The sequence below is a fragment of the Thiorhodovibrio winogradskyi genome (genome assembly GCF_036208045.1).
GTDB classification, from domain to species: domain Bacteria; phylum Pseudomonadota; class Gammaproteobacteria; order Chromatiales; family Chromatiaceae; genus Thiorhodovibrio; species Thiorhodovibrio winogradskyi.
In genome coordinates this window covers 485,111-500,191 of record NZ_CP121472.1, presented here as the reverse complement: position 1 = coordinate 500,191, position 15,081 = coordinate 485,111, and the positions used below count along the sequence as shown (strand labels likewise).

The following is a 15,081-nucleotide window of genomic DNA, read 5'->3' as shown; positions in this document are numbered from 1 at the left end:
ACTGACCACCGGGCCATACATTGAGTGCCGCAACGCGCCCTTTGGAACCGCTGAAGGCCCTCGGCGACCATGCGGAATGGCGGCTGATTCTGCTAAGGTGCGCGCTCCTGACTGACTATTTTTTGGGAGAGCGCGATGGAGACGGCGGCGGAGTATCTTGTACGCTTGCGGGCCGAGGCCGCGGATGTCCTGCACTGGGACTGGGAACAGACGCTGGAACGGGCTTATTGCCGGGTTTTGCCGCGGGGCTCGAGCGCGGTGGACGTGGGCGGGCACGCCGGGCGCCATGCGCGGGTATTGCTGGATATCCTGGGGGCAAGGGATTTGCTCATTGTCGAGCCACTACCGCAGGAATGCGCGCATTTAATGCTGTCTTTCGGCGGCCGCCCCGGGGTGCGCATCATTCATGCCGCCCTGAGTCGTGAACTGGGGCGCACCAAATTTATCGTCAACACCAGCGCGCGCGAGGAAAGCGGCTTGCGTCGGCGCCGCTATAACGACGAGGCGGGCGCGACACTCGAGAAAATCGAGGTGGATGTGACCTCGCTGGACGCGCTGTTCGCCGACCAGCGAGCGCCTCGGCAGCTGGACTTCATTAAGATCGACGTCGAGGGCGCCGAGCTTGACGTGCTGGCCGGTGGCGAGCAAACGATACAGCGCTATCGACCCTTGATTTCGGTCGAATACGGCTCGCCGTCGTTCACGGCTTATGGGCACGAGGCGGGCGACTTGTTCGATCTGGCGGAGCGCTGGAATTATTGCTTGGCCGACCTGCTTGGCCATCGGTTCGAGACACGCGATCAGTGGCTTGAGACGGTCGACGCCTACTACTGGGATTTTTTGATGATGCCGCGCGAGCGCGCGGACGCGTTGGCCGCGATGCTAGAACAGGATGCCTGGCCGGTGGCGCGCGCGCGCGCCGAGGGCAGCGCGCAAGAGCCCGGCATGGCCGGGAGTGCGGCGGCGCGGGAATCGGGACGGACCTGGCTGGCGCGTGCGCAAGGCTTCCTGCGTCGCTCGGCCGCGGCCATGATCAAAGCATGGACAGGATCAAAATAAGGTCAGGCTGATCAGGGCAAGCCCAAGCGCGCGCTGATCGGTGGCTCCTGGCGCGAGCTTTGCCGGCGCGACAGCGTCGGGAAGGTTCAGACGCAGATCAAGCCAATCATGACCGGCCAAGACCCTTGGTGGCAGAGGTATGTCGATCGCTTCGGGGTCGCGCCGCCGGAGCGTGACACTTGCCAGCTCTTCGCCATTGACACTGGCAATGAGGCGCTGCGCGGGCCATGCCGACTCCACCAGGGCCCCGGCCGTCAGCCGGAGCCGGGTGGGAGTGGCCGGCCTGGCATTGCCATTCACATTGCCGGCCAGATTGTTAAACAGAGGCAAGGGCAGGACCAAGCGCGCGCTTGGTCCATCGGACCAGACACCCCATGGCTCTGGGTTGGACCAACCAGAAATGAGATAGGCCTTGCCCGGCTGGTCGCGCCCGAAGGCGAGCGGACTCGCCAGCGCCAATGCTGGCAAGCGCGGCGCCGCGGGTAACCAATCTTGGGGACACCTAGGGCAATCCAGCCAGCCGGGCGCGACCACGGGGACGCCGTCGATGATGGCGACCAGGTCAATGCGAGAATCGGCATTGAAAAGCGCGGCGTTAAGCTGGTGGTCTTCGAGGACATAGAGAGTATCACGCGCAAAGGCGCCCGTGCTCAACAGGTCGCTGGCATGGCGCTGGGCGGCGGCTTGCGCATGCTGGTCCGTGCGCGCGAGGTAGGTGGCATCGGTGATCAGCCGATAGCGGGCCGCCACCGGGGCGACATCGGCCCAGTCGGGATGGAGGTTCATCGGTGGCAGCAGACGCAGTATCTGGTAGTGGCGCGCGGCCGCGGCCCAGAAAGGATCCTGCAAGGGGGTGGAGAGCGCGGCGCGCGCCGGCGCGGCCATGCGCTCGCGTGGCCCGAGCCAGCCAGCACTGGTGTCGGCCACCTGCGCGAGCAGGGCGGCGCTCAGCAATGCTGGCAGCGCGGGCGCGGGCAGACGGCGGATGGCCAGGGCCAGCAGCGCGAACAGCAGGACATAAAACAATGGCCAGGCCATGCGCCCCGAGGCGCGCAGACCGCCAGCCAGGGCAAGCAGGACATCGGGCAGTGGCAGCTCGAACTGCCAGGGCCCAACGCCAACCTGGTGGCTGAGAGCGAACAACCACAGCGCGACAAGCATGACACCGAGAGGTGCGTGGCGGCGCCAGCGCAACGCAAGTGGCATGGGCGGCCGCGAATCCGTCGCGCGGCCGGCACGCGCCTGCAGCCAGGGCGCCAACAGGCTCCCCAGGAAGAGCGCCAGCGCGCCGAGACCCAGGTAGTTGAAGCCTTCGTAGTCGCCTGGACGCTCGGGGATATCTGGCACCAGCCAGGAGTAGCCGGAAGGATCAATGAAGCTGAGGCCATTCATCCGGTACAAGCCATAGCCGCCGGCGATCGCGGATTGCGAGCCGATGCTGAAGTAGCCAGCCTGCCAGGCGACGAGCAGCACACAGAGTGCCGCGGCAAGCATCTCGCGCAGAGCAGCGCGCGCGCGGATTTGGCCGTCAAGCAGAGCGCCCGAGAGATCGGCCAACCAGAGCGCGGCGCAGATGGCAAACAAATAGGCATGGACCAGGGCGGCAAGGACCAGCAGCGCCAACCAGAGCCAGGCGGGACGTTCGGGCCGGGAGCGCAGGCAAAAATAGAGCGCGGCGAGCACCAATCCATGCGCGGCGAGGCTCGGGTGCATGGGCATGCGCAATAGCATGGGTGGCGCGAAGACGAACAGCCCGGCCGCCGGCAAGCGCACACCCATCCGGGCACTGAGCAGGCCAGCAAGCTTCCAGCCCATGACGGCTTGCAGCAGGAAGCAGCCGAGCAGCCACCAGCCCAGGTATTGAAAGGTTTCGGGCATCCAGGACGAGAACGCCTTGAGCGGCAGCGCCAGCAGGGGAATGGAGTCGGAATAGACGATGGCGTTGCCAAGCTCGAGACCGTAGTTCGGGTTCAGCCCGAGCGGGAAGCTCCAGGGTGCATGCCGGTAGAAGTGCCACCCGATGAAGCTGGTGATGGGATCGCTGCCGCCGGCTTCGAGCCAGGCGAGGTTTTGCGCGTTCAGCGCTCGCGGGCCAACGACCAACAGAAAAGCGACCAGACCAAGCACCAGGGCGGCGATCAGCCCCGGCGTGGCCTGGATCAGCGCAGCAGGGGCCGACCCGGTTGGGCACGAACCAGCGCAATTGTCCTGTTCGCCTAGCTGTTCGCGCATGAGGTTCAGACGCCAAGCAGTGTCTCGACGGTGCGCGGCCAGCTCAATTGCAGGGCCTCGTAGCGGGCGCGCCCGGCGCGGCCGAGGGCAATGGCAGCCTGGCGATCGGCGTGGAGATGGTCGATGGCGGCGGCGATGGCCTGGGGATCGGGAGGCACCACGCGGCCGGTCTCGTCGGGGAGGACGAATTCCAGCGGGCCACCGGAGTCGGTGCAGGTGATGACCGGCTTGGCGGCGAGCATGGCCTCGAGGGTGATATAGCCGTAGTCCTCGTCGAAGGGGGCGAAGAAGACCGCCAGGGCGTTGGCGTAGAGTGCGATTTTTTCCGCCTCGCTGACGCTGCCGAGCAGGCGCACACGCCGATGCAGACCATATTGGTCGATCAACTGCTGGTAGCGGGACAACTGCCCACCGGTGCCGGCAATGAGGATGACCAGGGGCGAGCGCAGATGCCGGGCGGCCTCGATCAGCAAATCCTGGCGCTTGAGTTGCTCGAGCCGGCTGGGACAGAAGAGATAGGGTTGCGGCTCGGCATTGTAGTAACCTTCGGCATAGGCTGGCGGATGCAGCAGGCCGCGGGCACTGATGCCGCTGTAGTCTTGCAGGCGGTCGGCGACGCGCTGGGAGATGGTGAAGCGCGCCGGGATACGAGCAAGATAGCGCTGATCGAAGGCGATGACTGCCTCGCGCAACTTGCTCTGCTCGGGTGTCGCGGTGTTGGGATCGTAGAGTTCATAGACTGAACGATGCTGATGAATCAGCCACAGGGTGTGATGTGGGTGCGCTACCGCATAGCCGGGGAATTGCAGACTGATGACGCGCTCGACCGGTTGCCCGTTGGGCGCGCTGAGATCGAGTCCAGCACAGAAGTCCATCAGGCGATGGATGTCCCGTTCGGGTTGGAAGCTGAAGGGAAAGCCCATGAGTTCAACCTGGTGACCGGCCGCGCGCAGGGCGGCCACCAGACCCTGGGCCAGGTAGCTGGCGCCGCCATGGATGAAGGGCGTGTGGCTGGCGGTGACGAGAATATTCACGCCGTCTCGTCCTCGCTTGGGTCGCTTGCCGGCGCCTCGGCCGGGGGTTTGTTGGCCAGCACGGCATAGTCCTGCGGACCATAAAAATGCCCGTTGATGCGCGCGGCGAGTTGCGGGGCGTCGCCGCCGGCAACCTTGGCTGCGTCCGGATAGGGATGCAGGCGACGCAGACGCACGGCGGCAAAGCCATGAAAGCGCACCAGGAACTCGAAGGCGGCGGGCGTGAGCGGGCGTTGGTGGCTGAAATCATGCCAGAAGGTATGGGAGCCGACGAGCAGATTCTCGGGGTTTGGGGTTTCAAGGATCAGCAGCCCGCCGGGCGCGAGAACGCGCCAGCTTTGCTCCAGCAGCGCGAACAGCAAGGAGAACGGCAGGTGCTCGGCTACGTGAAAAGCGCTGATCGCGGCACGGGAATTGTCAGGGAGGCCGCGCAGGTGGTCGAGCGCGTCGGCGCAATGGACTTGCAATCCGGCGGCATGTGCCTGGCCCGCGATCAGCGGGTTGATTTCGATCCCTTCGGCGGTGAATCCCTGTTGCGCGAGAAGTTGGAGCCATTCGCCGCGCCCCGAGCCAATATCGAGCAGGGGCATGCCCTGGAGGGACTCCGGAAGACCTTCCAGGTCTGGCAGGTAACCGCTCAGCAGCTCGCTGACCTCGGCTTGGGATCCACGCATGTGTTCCTCGAACGCGAGGTAAAAGGCATCGATGCGCGCCTCCAGATCCGCTGGCGAGCGGGGCTTGGGTGCGGGCTGATCCGCATTGCCCGATGGCGTGTCGATCGGCTGAACCTGCAGCTGCAGCATTTTGACCCTGGCGTGCAGCACGGTGAGCTCATTGCCATGCTCTTTGGATTGGCTTGCCAGTTGGTCAGACTGGCTCGCCAGTTGTTCAGACTGGCTCGCCAGTCGCGCGATGCTGGCGTTCAGATCCTGGGCTTTTTGTTCAGACTGGCTCGCCAGTTGCGAGATATTGGCGCTGAGGTTGTTGGCCTGTTGCTCGGTATTGCCCTGCACGGCCGCCAGTTCCGCGGAGATGGTGTCGAGATGTTTGCTCAGCTGCCGCTGCATGCTGTCCAAACGAAACAGCTGGCGGCGGTCAAAGAAGAGCAGCAGGCGCCGCCAGCGGTGGTAGAGCAGATGCGGCAAACGCAGGAGATGACCATGCCCGCGTCGCTGGAATAGCCCCCAGACCCGATAGAGAGGCCACGCGAGGCCAAAACCCGGCAGCCTGACCTTCAGATCACGCCCCTCGGGCGACCAGCGCAGGGCGCAGAGCACCATTGGCCGACCATAGGCCTTGAGCAGCCCCATGTTGTACTCGAGCCCGACCGGGTCCGCCGGACGTCGCAGCAGGGCGAGGTAGGCCTGCTCCAGAAAATTGGCATCGTCGCCGACGGCCAGGAGATCATTGACGTGCGTGATCGTGACCGGTGCCTCGCCCCCGGCACCCCTGGTGCCTTGGGACGGCGCCAGGGGAACCATGGGGACCAGTGGATCGGACTGGGAGGGGCCGTACTCGGCCTCTTGTGCCTCGGCGCGAACGCGCGCGATGATTTGGTCGATGTCGGGCAAGTCGGTCATGATGTCGGTCCGGGGTTCATGCGATTAGCGTGAATCATCAGGGGTTCACTTTAAGGTGATCCGGCCAGATTCCGCGTCGATCGCCGTCCAATGGGGAATGGCGGCGCACGGCGGCGAGGGTCTCGACCGTGCGGGCGATGCAGGCATCCCAAGTGTAACAACGGGCTCGCTCCAGGGCGCGCGCACCGATCTCGGCGCGCCAACCGTCGTCCTCGAGGCCTTGGCGCAGGGCGGCGGTCAGGGCCTGGGTATCGAGCGGATCGACCGCCAGTGCCAGGTTGCCGGTCAACTCGAGCAGGGTTGGGCAGGTGCTGGTCACCAGCGGGACGCCGCTGGCCATGGCCTCGAGCGCCGGCAGCCCAAACCCCTCATAGTGGGAGGGCTGAGCGGCGAGGCGGGCACCGGCAACCAGGCTTGGCAAGTCTGACTCGGCAACATAGCGAAGGTAACGCAGCTGCCCTGCTTGCTCGGCACGCTGGATGCGCTGGTGGCTAGCGGCGCTGTTCCAACCGGGAGCGCCAACAAGAACCAGAGGATAGCGCAGGCGCAGCGCCTCTGGCAGGCAAGCGTGGGCGTCGATGAGGGTCGGCAGGTTCTTGCGCGGTTCGATGGTGGCGACGCAAAGCACATAAGCGCCAGGAGATAGCCGATAGCTGGCAAGCCGGTGGGTAAGTTGTTCGGGGGCGCGGGGATGAAAGGCCGGATCGACACCGAGTGGAATCGCGGACACCCGTTCCGCCGGATAACCAGTCTGCTCGATCAACTCGCCGCGGATCGCCTCGGCGTCGACAATGATGTGATGGGCCCGCTCGAGCGTGCGCGCGAGCATGTAGCGGCTCAGCGCCACGCGCGCGCAGGGGTGCCATTCCGGGTGCTTGATCAGGGAGAGGTCATGGAAGACGGCGACCCCGAGCCCCGCGACCGGAGGCAGGAAGTAATTCGGCGCCAGGAAAACATGGTCTTTTAAGGCGCGCAACAGCCGCCGCTGGCGGATCTCGAGCAAACGCCGGTACAGCACCCGGAGCGCGCCCGCACCCGCGCAAGGCCCCTGGACAGCCGCGACCCTGTCTCTGAGCGCCCGAACAACAGGCGCCGGCGACCCTTGGCGTGGATTGCTCGGCACACCAGCCGGGAGGCATAGCAGCCGCCGCAGATAGCGGACTTCCGCGACGCCCGGAGCGCGCGGAAGGCGGCGCGCAAGCTCAAGCGTGTAACGCCCGATGCCGGTGAGGGGGGGCCTGAGCGCATCGATATCGAGGAGGAGCTTCATGGATGCCGACGCTCTTGTCCGACCTCTTGCGCGACCTCTTGCGCGACCTCTTGCGCGACCTCTTGCGCGACAACGCGAACCTCCGGGGCGAGCCAATTGCTGCCGGCAAAGGTTGGGTGACTGAAGTTCACCACCTTGAAAATCAGCGCATGGTCGCGCCAGTGGTAATTTTTGCTCAGGTGGTTGCTGGACTCGTGCAGGGCAACGGTCACCGAGTAGCTGCCCGGTCCCAAACGCGCGGAGAAAGCGCAGCGATAATCGATGATCTCGCCGGCCTGGGCATTGGTGATCGGGCAATCGAGGTAGTGAGTGTTGGTCCCGAAGATGGGCTGGCCGAGTTGATCCTTGATCAAAAAGCCCATGACCAGGCGCGGCACCGGCGCATTGATGCGAATCTTGATGGCAAGCTCAACCCTGGCATCCACGTCGATGACTTCCACCGGCGCACCCTGGTCGGACAGGAGTTCCACCGAGGCGACGCGGGCCTCCCCGCTGCCAGAGACAGTCTGGGCATTGCCCTGGTCGTCGGCGCGCTGAATAATGCGTTCGGCCTGCCATTCGGCGAGCAAGGCGTTGTAGTAGTCGAAAACAACATTGGGTTTGCCTTGCTGGACCAGGGCGCCATTGTGCAACAGGATGGCCCGGTCGCAAATGCTTTGAATGGCTGATTTGGCGTGAGAGACAATGAGCAAGGTCGTGCCTTGGGCGCGGAACTGGCGAATGCGCTCAAAGCTCTTGTGCTGGAAGTAGTCGTCACCGACCGAAAGGGCCTCGTCGACGATAAGAATATCTGGCCGCCGGGCGGTCGCCACACTAAAGGCCAGGCGCATCTGCATGCCGCTGGAGTAGACGCGCAGGGGCTGGTCGATATAGTGGCCGATTTCGGCAAAGGCTTCGATGCTGGGCATCAAGGCCTGAATTTCCTCGAGCGTGAGGCCGCCGAGCTGGCCAGCCATGATGACATTTTGCCGGCCGGTGAACTCAGGGTGAAAGCCCATGCCGAGTTCAAGCAGGGCGGACACACGCCCTTGCAGGCTGACATCGCCCTCAGTCGGTCTGATGGTGCCAACGATGAGCTTGAGCAGCGTGCTCTTGCCAGCACCGTTGACACCGATGATGCCAAGGGCCTCGCCGGGCTGGAGGTGGAAGTCGACTCCGCGCAGAACCCAGGTCAGCTGATGGCGCGGGCCAAGCCCAAGCCATTCGACCAGCCGCGACCAGCGCCTGGGGTATTGCTTGTAGGCCTTGCCAAGATTGTTGATGTGCACAGTGCCCATTAGAGTTCAGTGCTTATTAGAGTTCATCGACCATTTCGTCGGCATGGCGGCGGAACAGATACAGCCCCAGAGCACAGAGCAAGAAGCCGAGGAGCAGGGGCTTGGCCAGCGCGGACCAGTCGGGCCAGGCGCCGGTGACAAAGATGCCCTGATAGCCGCCGATTACCGGAGCCATGGGGTTGACATCGAAAATGATACGCCGCGCCCAGTCCGGCACGATGGCGGCCGGGTAGACGATGGGCGTGAGCCAAAACCAGAATTGCAGAAGGATGCCGAGCGCCTGACCGACATCGCGAAAAAAGACATTAAGCACGCCAGCGACCATGCCAAGCCCGACCGAAAAAATGATTTGAACCATGAGCAGGGGGATGAGCCCGAGCAGCGGCCAGACTGGAAGCTGAGCGGTCACGAGCAGAAACAGCAGAAACAGGCCGAAGGCGATGGCAAAGTTGACCAGGGCGCCAAGCACCACCACCACGGGCAGACAGATGCGCGGAAAGCTGAGCTTTTTGAGCAGATTGGCATTTTCGATGAAGACGCCGGCGGTGCGCGAGACAATCTCCGCGAACAGGCCCCAGGTGAGAATGCCGGCGCAAAGATAGATGCTGTAGCCAAAGGCGGAGTCGATGCCGGGGATTCTGGCACGCATCAACTGGGAGAAAATCAGGGTGTAGATGAGGATCATCGACAGCGGGTTGAGCACTGTCCAGGCGGCGCCGAGCATGGAGGCACGGTATTTCGCCTGAAATTCACGCTTGACACTGCCGAGGACGAAGCCGCGGTAGGACCAGAGCGAGAGCACTTGGGCGGAGGCGCTGAATTTCATAAGGAGGCTTGGACGCGGCACCGGGTTACTCGGCGGCGATCATGGCGCGAACGATGTCGGGCACATGCTTGTCGGCGCGCCAGCCGAGGCGTTCGGCGGCCTTGGCGGGGTCGGCCTGGCTGCGCGGAAGATCGGTGGGGCGAAACAGACTGTGATCGACGCGGACATGGTCGCGCCAGTCAAGGTTCAGCGCCGCGAAGGTCTCGGCGATAAAATCATTGAGACTGAAAGCGCTGCCAGTGGCAATAACATAGTCGTCGGGCTCGTCCTGCTGAAGCATGCGCCACATCGCGTCGACGTACTCGGGTGCCCAACCCCAGTCGCGGACAATGTCGGTGTTGCCAATACTCAGGGTCTCGCCCGAGCCAGCGGCGATACGACAGGCGCTGGCGATGATTTTGCGGGTAACAAAGCGCGCCGGGCGCAAGGGGGACTCGTGGTTGAACAAAATCCCCGAGCAGGCAAAGAGGTCGTAAGCCTCGCGGTAGTTGGCGACCTGCCAGTAGGCAGCGGCCTTGGCGACGGCGTAGGGGCTGCGCGGACGAAAGGGCGTTGCCTCGGTGGCCGGTGTGGTGCCGGTATCGCCGAAACACTCGCTGGAGGAGGCATTATAAAAGCGAATCGGGCGACCGACGAAGCGCAGCGCCTCAAGCAGGTTGAGGGTGCCGAGATTGATACTCTCGTGGGTCTCGGCCGGCTGGTGGAAGGACAGGCCAACGGAGCTTTGACCGGCGAGGTTGTAGATTTCATCAGGCTCCGCCTGGGTGATGGCGGTCAGAGTGCTGCGAAAGTCATTGATAGCAGCCGACACGCAGCGCACCTGGTCGCGAATGCCAAGGCGCCTGAGGTTGGCAAAGCTTGACAGTTCGGCATCCCGCGAGGTGCCTGTGACCTGGTAGCCTTTCTCGAGCAAAAGTTGGGCGAGGTAAGCGCCGTCCTGTCCGGAGACGCCGAGGATGAGTGCACGTTTCATTAGGTTCTGTGTGGGAGCATGCGCTAAAGAGTCATGGGACATCATCACCGCGGAGAGTGAAGCTGTCGCTGCACGGCAAGGTTGCCAAGGATACCACTGGAAGCGCGCCCTGGGGCACGGTCGATTGCCCAAGGGGCGCTCGGCGGCAGCGGATCCCGGCAGGTGGATTCGGTGTTAGACTATGGGCTAACTTGTCTTCATGCCTGGTCGATTCCACAAGCCCAGACCCCTAGCCTGCCATGCGTCTTCCACATCTCCCCGGCCACGGCCAACCCAAGCCCGAGAACGAACTGCGGGACATTCTGAAGCTCAGCCGCAACTCTTTTGTGTTTGCCGGCATTTTCAGCATGTTCATCAACTTGCTGATGCTGACTCCGGCCATCTACATGCTGCAGCTCTACGACCGGGTGCTGGCGAGCAACAGCCTATCCACCCTGCTCATGCTGACGCTGCTGGTGCTGGGGCTGTTTCTCATCATGGGCGTGCTCGAGGCGCTGCGCTCGCGCATTCTGGTGCGGGTGAGCGCGCGCATGGATGTGCTGATGAGCCGGCGGCTGTTCGATGCCATGTTCGATGCCAACCTGCGCGGGCGCGGGCCGGGAGCCCAGCCAATCGAGGATCTGACCAGCCTGCGCCAGTTCATGACCGGCAATGCGCTGTTCGGGTTTTTCGACGCGCCCTGGATGCCAATTTATATCGCGGTGCTCTATCTGATCCACCCCTGGATTGGCACCCTGGCCATTGTGGGTGCCTTGATTCTCATCGCGGTGGCGACGGCCAATAACCTGGCCACGCAAAAGCCACTGGCCAAGGCCAACAGTCTGGCCATCGCGGGCCGCAATTACATCAATGGCAATCTGCGCAATGCCGAGGCCCTGGAGGCCATGGGCATGCGCGACAATGTCCGCGAGCGCTGGCAGCGCCAGCACAATGAGCTGCTCGGCCTGCAGGCGCTGGCGAGCGACCGCGCCGGGGGCCTGTCGAGCCTGAGTAAGACGCTGCGCATCACGCTGCAATCCATGACGCTGGGTCTGGGCGGGTACCTGGCGGTGCAGCATGAGATCACACCGGGCATGATGATTGCGGGCTCCATTATCCTGGGCCGGGCGCTAGCGCCCATTGATCTGCTGATCGGCAGCTGGAAGGGGTTTTTGTCGGCACGCCAATCTTACCGGCGACTGGGCGATCTGCTCAGCAGCATCCCGGCGCGGCCGCGAGCGATGAGCCTGCCGGCCCCGGATGGACAACTGACGGTGGAGAACGTGGTGGCGGCGCCGCCGGGAGTGCAGTTCCCGGTGTTGCGCGGAGTGCGCTTCGATGTGGAATCCGGCGAGATTATTGGCATTATCGGGCCAAGCGCGGCGGGCAAGTCGACCCTGGCGCGGGTGATATTGGGTGTATGGCCGCTTGCCTCGGGCAAGGTGCGTCTGAGCGGGGCCGACATCAGCCAATGGAACCGCGATGAGCTTGGCCCATTTGTGGGCTATCTGCCGCAGGATATTGAGTTGTTCGCCGGCACCGTGGGCGAGAATATCGCTCGCTTTGGCGAGGTGGATGCCGAGAAGGTGGTCGCCGCGGCCAAGCGCGCCCAGGTGCATGAGATGATTTTGCGCCTGCCCAAGGGCTATGACACGCCCATTGGCGATGCCGGGGCGGTGCTCTCGGGCGGGCAGCGCCAGCGCATCGGCCTGGCGCGGGCCATGTATGGCAGCCCGGTGCTGGTGGTGCTTGATGAACCGAACTCCAATCTGGACGATCAGGGCGAGGCGGCACTGGTGCGGGCCATCACCCAGTTGAAAGAGGAAGGCACCACTGTGCTGCTGATTACCCACCGTCTGAGTGTGCTGAACAACGTGGACAAGGTGGTGGTGCTGCGCGAGGGCATGGTGGAGGCCTTTGGCAGCCGCGAGCAAGTGCTGGCGCAGTTCGCGCGCCCGGCGGCGGTGGCGCGGCCATCGCTGCAGGCACAGGCGGTGGGGTGATTGCACAAGGACCGCTTAATTTTCATTTTGGATGTTGCATGCGCTATTACTTATGGACATAGATGTTATTCCGCGCCGGCTAGAAACCGACGGCGACCCACAGGTACCCACCAACGACAAACCAATCTGGATTGCCGGACTGCTGGTTCTGCTGCTCGGCTTTGGCGGCTTTGCCGTGTGGGCGTCGGTGGCGCCCATTGACGGCGCGGCGGTGGCACCGGGCCAGCTCGCGGTGGAGTCGACGCGCAAGACGGTGCAACACTTCGAGGGCGGCATTGTCGAGGAGATTCTGGTCCGGGAGGGCGATTATGTCGAGAAGGGCCAGGTGCTGGTGCGGCTCGATGCCACCGAGGCGAGCGCACAGTTGGAGATCGCACGCAGCCAGTTTCTTGGCCTGCTGGCACGCGCGGCGCGCCTGATTGCCGAGCGCGATGGCGAGACGGGCATTCGCTTTCCCGCTGAATTGCTCACGGAACAAGAAGACCCGCGTATTCAGGAAGCCATTTCCGGGGAGGAACGGGTATTCGCGGCGCGGCGCAAGGCCTTGCAGGGCGAAAAAGACGTGCTGCAACAGCGTATCGTGCAGCTTGAGGAACAGATTCGCGGACTTGAGGCCCAAGCGGCCACGAAAGTCAAGCGCATCGAGCTTTATCAGGAGGAGATCGACGGGCTGAAAGCCTTGTTCAAGAAAGGACTGGGCGACAAGAGCCGGTTGCGCGAATGGGAACGCATGGTGGCGGAACTAGAAGGCGAACGCGCCGAACATATTTCCTCCATCGCCGCGACCCGGGTGCGCATCAGCGAGACCGAGTTGCAGATTGTGCAGCTTGACCGCCAGCAAAGCACGGAAGTCAATGCCGAGCTGCGCGAGGTTGAGACAAAACTGGCCGATCTGAGCGAGCGTCAGCGGGCACTGCGAAATACCCTGAAGCGCACTGAGATAGTCGCGCCAGTCTCCGGCAATGTTGTGGCGGTGAATCTGCACACCATTGGCGGGGTGGTGCGCTCTGGCGAGCCGCTGCTCGACATTGTGCCCATGGACGAGAATCTGATTGTGGAGGCGCAAGTCAATCCGGTGGACATCGATCGGGTCTATCCCGGCCTGAACGCGGATCTGCGCATGAGCGCCTTTAACGCGCGCACCACACCGAGCATTCCGGGCAAGGTAGTGACGGTCTCGGCCGACAGCCTGACCGATGAGCGCACCGGAAACTCTTATTACCTGGCACGCGTGCGGGTGACGCCCGAAGGGATGGAAAAGCTCGAGGGGAAAACCCTGCAACCGGGCATGCCGGTGCAGGTCATGATTATTACCGGCGAACGGACTTTTCTCGAATACCTGTTGCAGCCCATCACGGACATCTTCGCCACTGCATTTAAAGAGGATTGAGCCGCGACCGGCGCTGGATCAGTCGCCAAAATGGAGGAGGTCGTCGTCCGCGATGCTGAACACATCATTGAGCTTGGGTGCCTGGGCAGCGCGCAACTTGGCCAGTTCGCCAAGCAGCCCGAGCTGCTGCATGGACAGCAACTGGCAGTAGGCCAGGGGTAATGCGCCGGCGTCGCGCAGTTCGATCAAGGCATCGGCGGGTAGTGCGTTCAGCGCGGCCTCGTCGATGCGAAAGAGTCCTTCGAGGGGGCGCCCGCCGCCATCGGCAGCCTTCAGTTTGATCGGCCAGGGTTGAATGAGCCCATGGGTCCGCAGGCGATCACAGATGCCTAGCGTGGCGGCGCGGTTGCGCTCGATCTGGGTGAGAAATTCCATCACCTTACCGACCGGCTCGGCGACCTCTCCATTTTGATTAAAAAAAGGCTCGTCGCCCTGCTCGCCAATCAGACCGCTGTCCTGGTCGACGCAGAGGACGAGTTTGTCATCCCCGGCCTTGGCCAGACGAAAGGGATAGCCGCGCAATGCGGCCGGGACATAGCGCCCAATCCAGCGGCCATTGGGAGCGATGAAGAGGTTGACGCCCGGCTCCAGACCAAGCAGGGCGATGAACATGAAACCCTGGGTGTGGTCCTTCTGGGACTCCGCCTGGGCGGCGCGCGGCACCAGGGCGATGGGCATGGTCATGGCAGCCTTGGGCAGCTCGGCGCCGACCAAGGCCGCGAGATGCGCCTGCCGGGCAAATTCATAAGAGCTGAAGCGATGCCAACGCTGGCTGGCATGGTGTTCAGCTGAGATGGGAACGAACCGAGACATGGAACCTCCTGGTGCCTGTTGTTGAATGCCTGATGACGAAAAGCTTGGTCACCGCCCCCGCGCCAGTGCTGCTTCATCAGGCTGTGCGTGCCTGTTGTCGTCTCCTGTCAAGATGCACGCAACTTGCGTTTGTGGCCGGCTTTCTCGAGTTCCGCCAGGTAATCGGCCCAGAGACCTTCCTGATTCTTGCCAAGATTGTATAAGTACTCCCAGGAGTAAATGCCGGTGTTGTGCTCGTCGTCGAAATGCAGACAGACGGCATAGTTGCCGACCGGTTCGATTTTGTCGATACCGACCTCCTCCTTGCCGATTTGCAGCACCCGCTGACCCGGGCCATGGCCCATGACCTCGGCCGAGGGAGAGTAGACCCGCAATAACTCGACCGGAAAGGTGAAGTGGGCGCCGTCGTCAAAGGCGATCTCGAGCACCCGCGAGGCACGGTGCAGATTAAATTCCGTTGGGGTTGGCATGCTAATGAAAACTCCGTGGCGCGATCTGGTGATTTGGCTGTCGGGGTGAGTGCCCGTGCAGCCGGCTTAGCCCGAGGAGATACCCTGTGTCACACAGGTGTATTGTCTCGGGGACGGTCGGAACCTTGGGCGTTAGGTGGGTGACAGCCCGCGGAACTCAAGCGACTGGCGGGCG

General features: G+C 63.4%; 12 protein-coding genes. 3 read left to right on the top strand and 9 right to left on the bottom strand.

Annotated elements, in window-relative coordinates; translation table 11 throughout:
* Positions 1-135 precede the first annotated feature (135 nt).
* Positions 136-1,059: an FkbM family methyltransferase gene (locus Thiowin_RS02470; protein WP_328986165.1), complete on the top strand. Its 924-nt coding sequence runs from the start codon at positions 136-138 to the stop codon at positions 1,057-1,059.
* Here Thiowin_RS02470 and Thiowin_RS02465 read toward each other — a convergent pair.
* Genes Thiowin_RS02465 through Thiowin_RS02435 form a run of 7 tightly spaced genes read right to left on the bottom strand, consistent with a single transcriptional unit; the run spans position 1,051 to position 10,251 of the window.
* On the bottom strand, positions 1,051-3,291 hold the full coding sequence (locus tag Thiowin_RS02465; RefSeq protein ID WP_328986164.1) for a DUF6311 domain-containing protein: 2,241 nt from the start codon (positions 3,289-3,291) through the stop codon (positions 1,051-1,053). The genes Thiowin_RS02470 and Thiowin_RS02465 overlap by 9 nt on opposite strands.
* Before the next feature lie 5 nt (positions 3,292-3,296).
* Positions 3,297-4,325, bottom strand: coding sequence for a glycosyltransferase family 4 protein (locus Thiowin_RS02460; RefSeq protein WP_328986163.1), 1,029 nt, complete (start codon positions 4,323-4,325; stop codon positions 3,297-3,299).
* Positions 4,322-5,905 (bottom strand): methyltransferase domain-containing protein, encoded by a 1,584-nt coding sequence (locus Thiowin_RS02455; RefSeq protein WP_328986162.1) that lies wholly within the window; start codon positions 5,903-5,905, stop codon positions 4,322-4,324. The genes Thiowin_RS02460 and Thiowin_RS02455 overlap by 4 nt, the downstream gene beginning before the upstream one ends.
* Positions 5,906-5,942: 37 nt before the next feature.
* On the bottom strand, positions 5,943-7,175 hold the full coding sequence (locus Thiowin_RS02450) for a glycosyltransferase family 4 protein (protein ID WP_328986161.1): 1,233 nt from the start codon (positions 7,173-7,175) through the stop codon (positions 5,943-5,945).
* A complete protein-coding gene (locus Thiowin_RS02445) occupies positions 7,172-8,452 on the bottom strand; it encodes an ABC transporter ATP-binding protein (protein WP_328986160.1) in 1,281 nt (426 codons plus the stop codon). Before Thiowin_RS02445 ends, Thiowin_RS02450 begins: the two co-directional genes overlap by 4 nt.
* Before the next feature lie 16 nt (positions 8,453-8,468).
* Positions 8,469-9,278: an ABC transporter permease gene (locus Thiowin_RS02440; RefSeq protein ID WP_328986159.1), complete on the bottom strand. Its 810-nt coding sequence runs from the start codon at positions 9,276-9,278 to the stop codon at positions 8,469-8,471.
* 25 nt (positions 9,279-9,303) lie between these two features.
* Entirely contained in the window at positions 9,304-10,251 is a 948-nt protein-coding gene (locus Thiowin_RS02435; protein ID WP_328986158.1) for a GDP-mannose 4,6-dehydratase, read from the bottom strand.
* A 239-nt stretch (positions 10,252-10,490) separates the two neighbouring features.
* On the opposite strand from Thiowin_RS02435, the gene Thiowin_RS02430 reads away from it, so the two are divergent.
* On the top strand, positions 10,491-12,233 hold the full coding sequence (locus Thiowin_RS02430) for a type I secretion system permease/ATPase (protein ID WP_328986157.1): 1,743 nt from the start codon (positions 10,491-10,493) through the stop codon (positions 12,231-12,233).
* Positions 12,234-12,285: 52 nt separating this feature from the next.
* The gene (locus tag Thiowin_RS02425; RefSeq protein WP_328986156.1) at positions 12,286-13,623 is read left to right on the top strand and encodes an HlyD family type I secretion periplasmic adaptor subunit; all 1,338 of its coding nucleotides are present in this window, start codon (positions 12,286-12,288) and stop codon (positions 13,621-13,623) included.
* A gap of 18 nt (positions 13,624-13,641) precedes the next feature.
* Here the strand turns inward: Thiowin_RS02425 and Thiowin_RS02420 are convergent, their stop codons facing one another.
* Together Thiowin_RS02420 and Thiowin_RS02415 are read right to left on the bottom strand one after the other, a co-directional pair.
* Positions 13,642-14,436, bottom strand: coding sequence for a SapC family protein (locus tag Thiowin_RS02420; protein WP_328986155.1), 795 nt, complete (start codon positions 14,434-14,436; stop codon positions 13,642-13,644).
* A gap of 107 nt (positions 14,437-14,543) precedes the next feature.
* The gene (locus tag Thiowin_RS02415) at positions 14,544-14,906 is read right to left on the bottom strand and encodes a DUF971 domain-containing protein (protein WP_328986154.1); all 363 of its coding nucleotides are present in this window, start codon (positions 14,904-14,906) and stop codon (positions 14,544-14,546) included.
* Between the last annotated feature and the right edge of the window lie 175 nt (positions 14,907-15,081).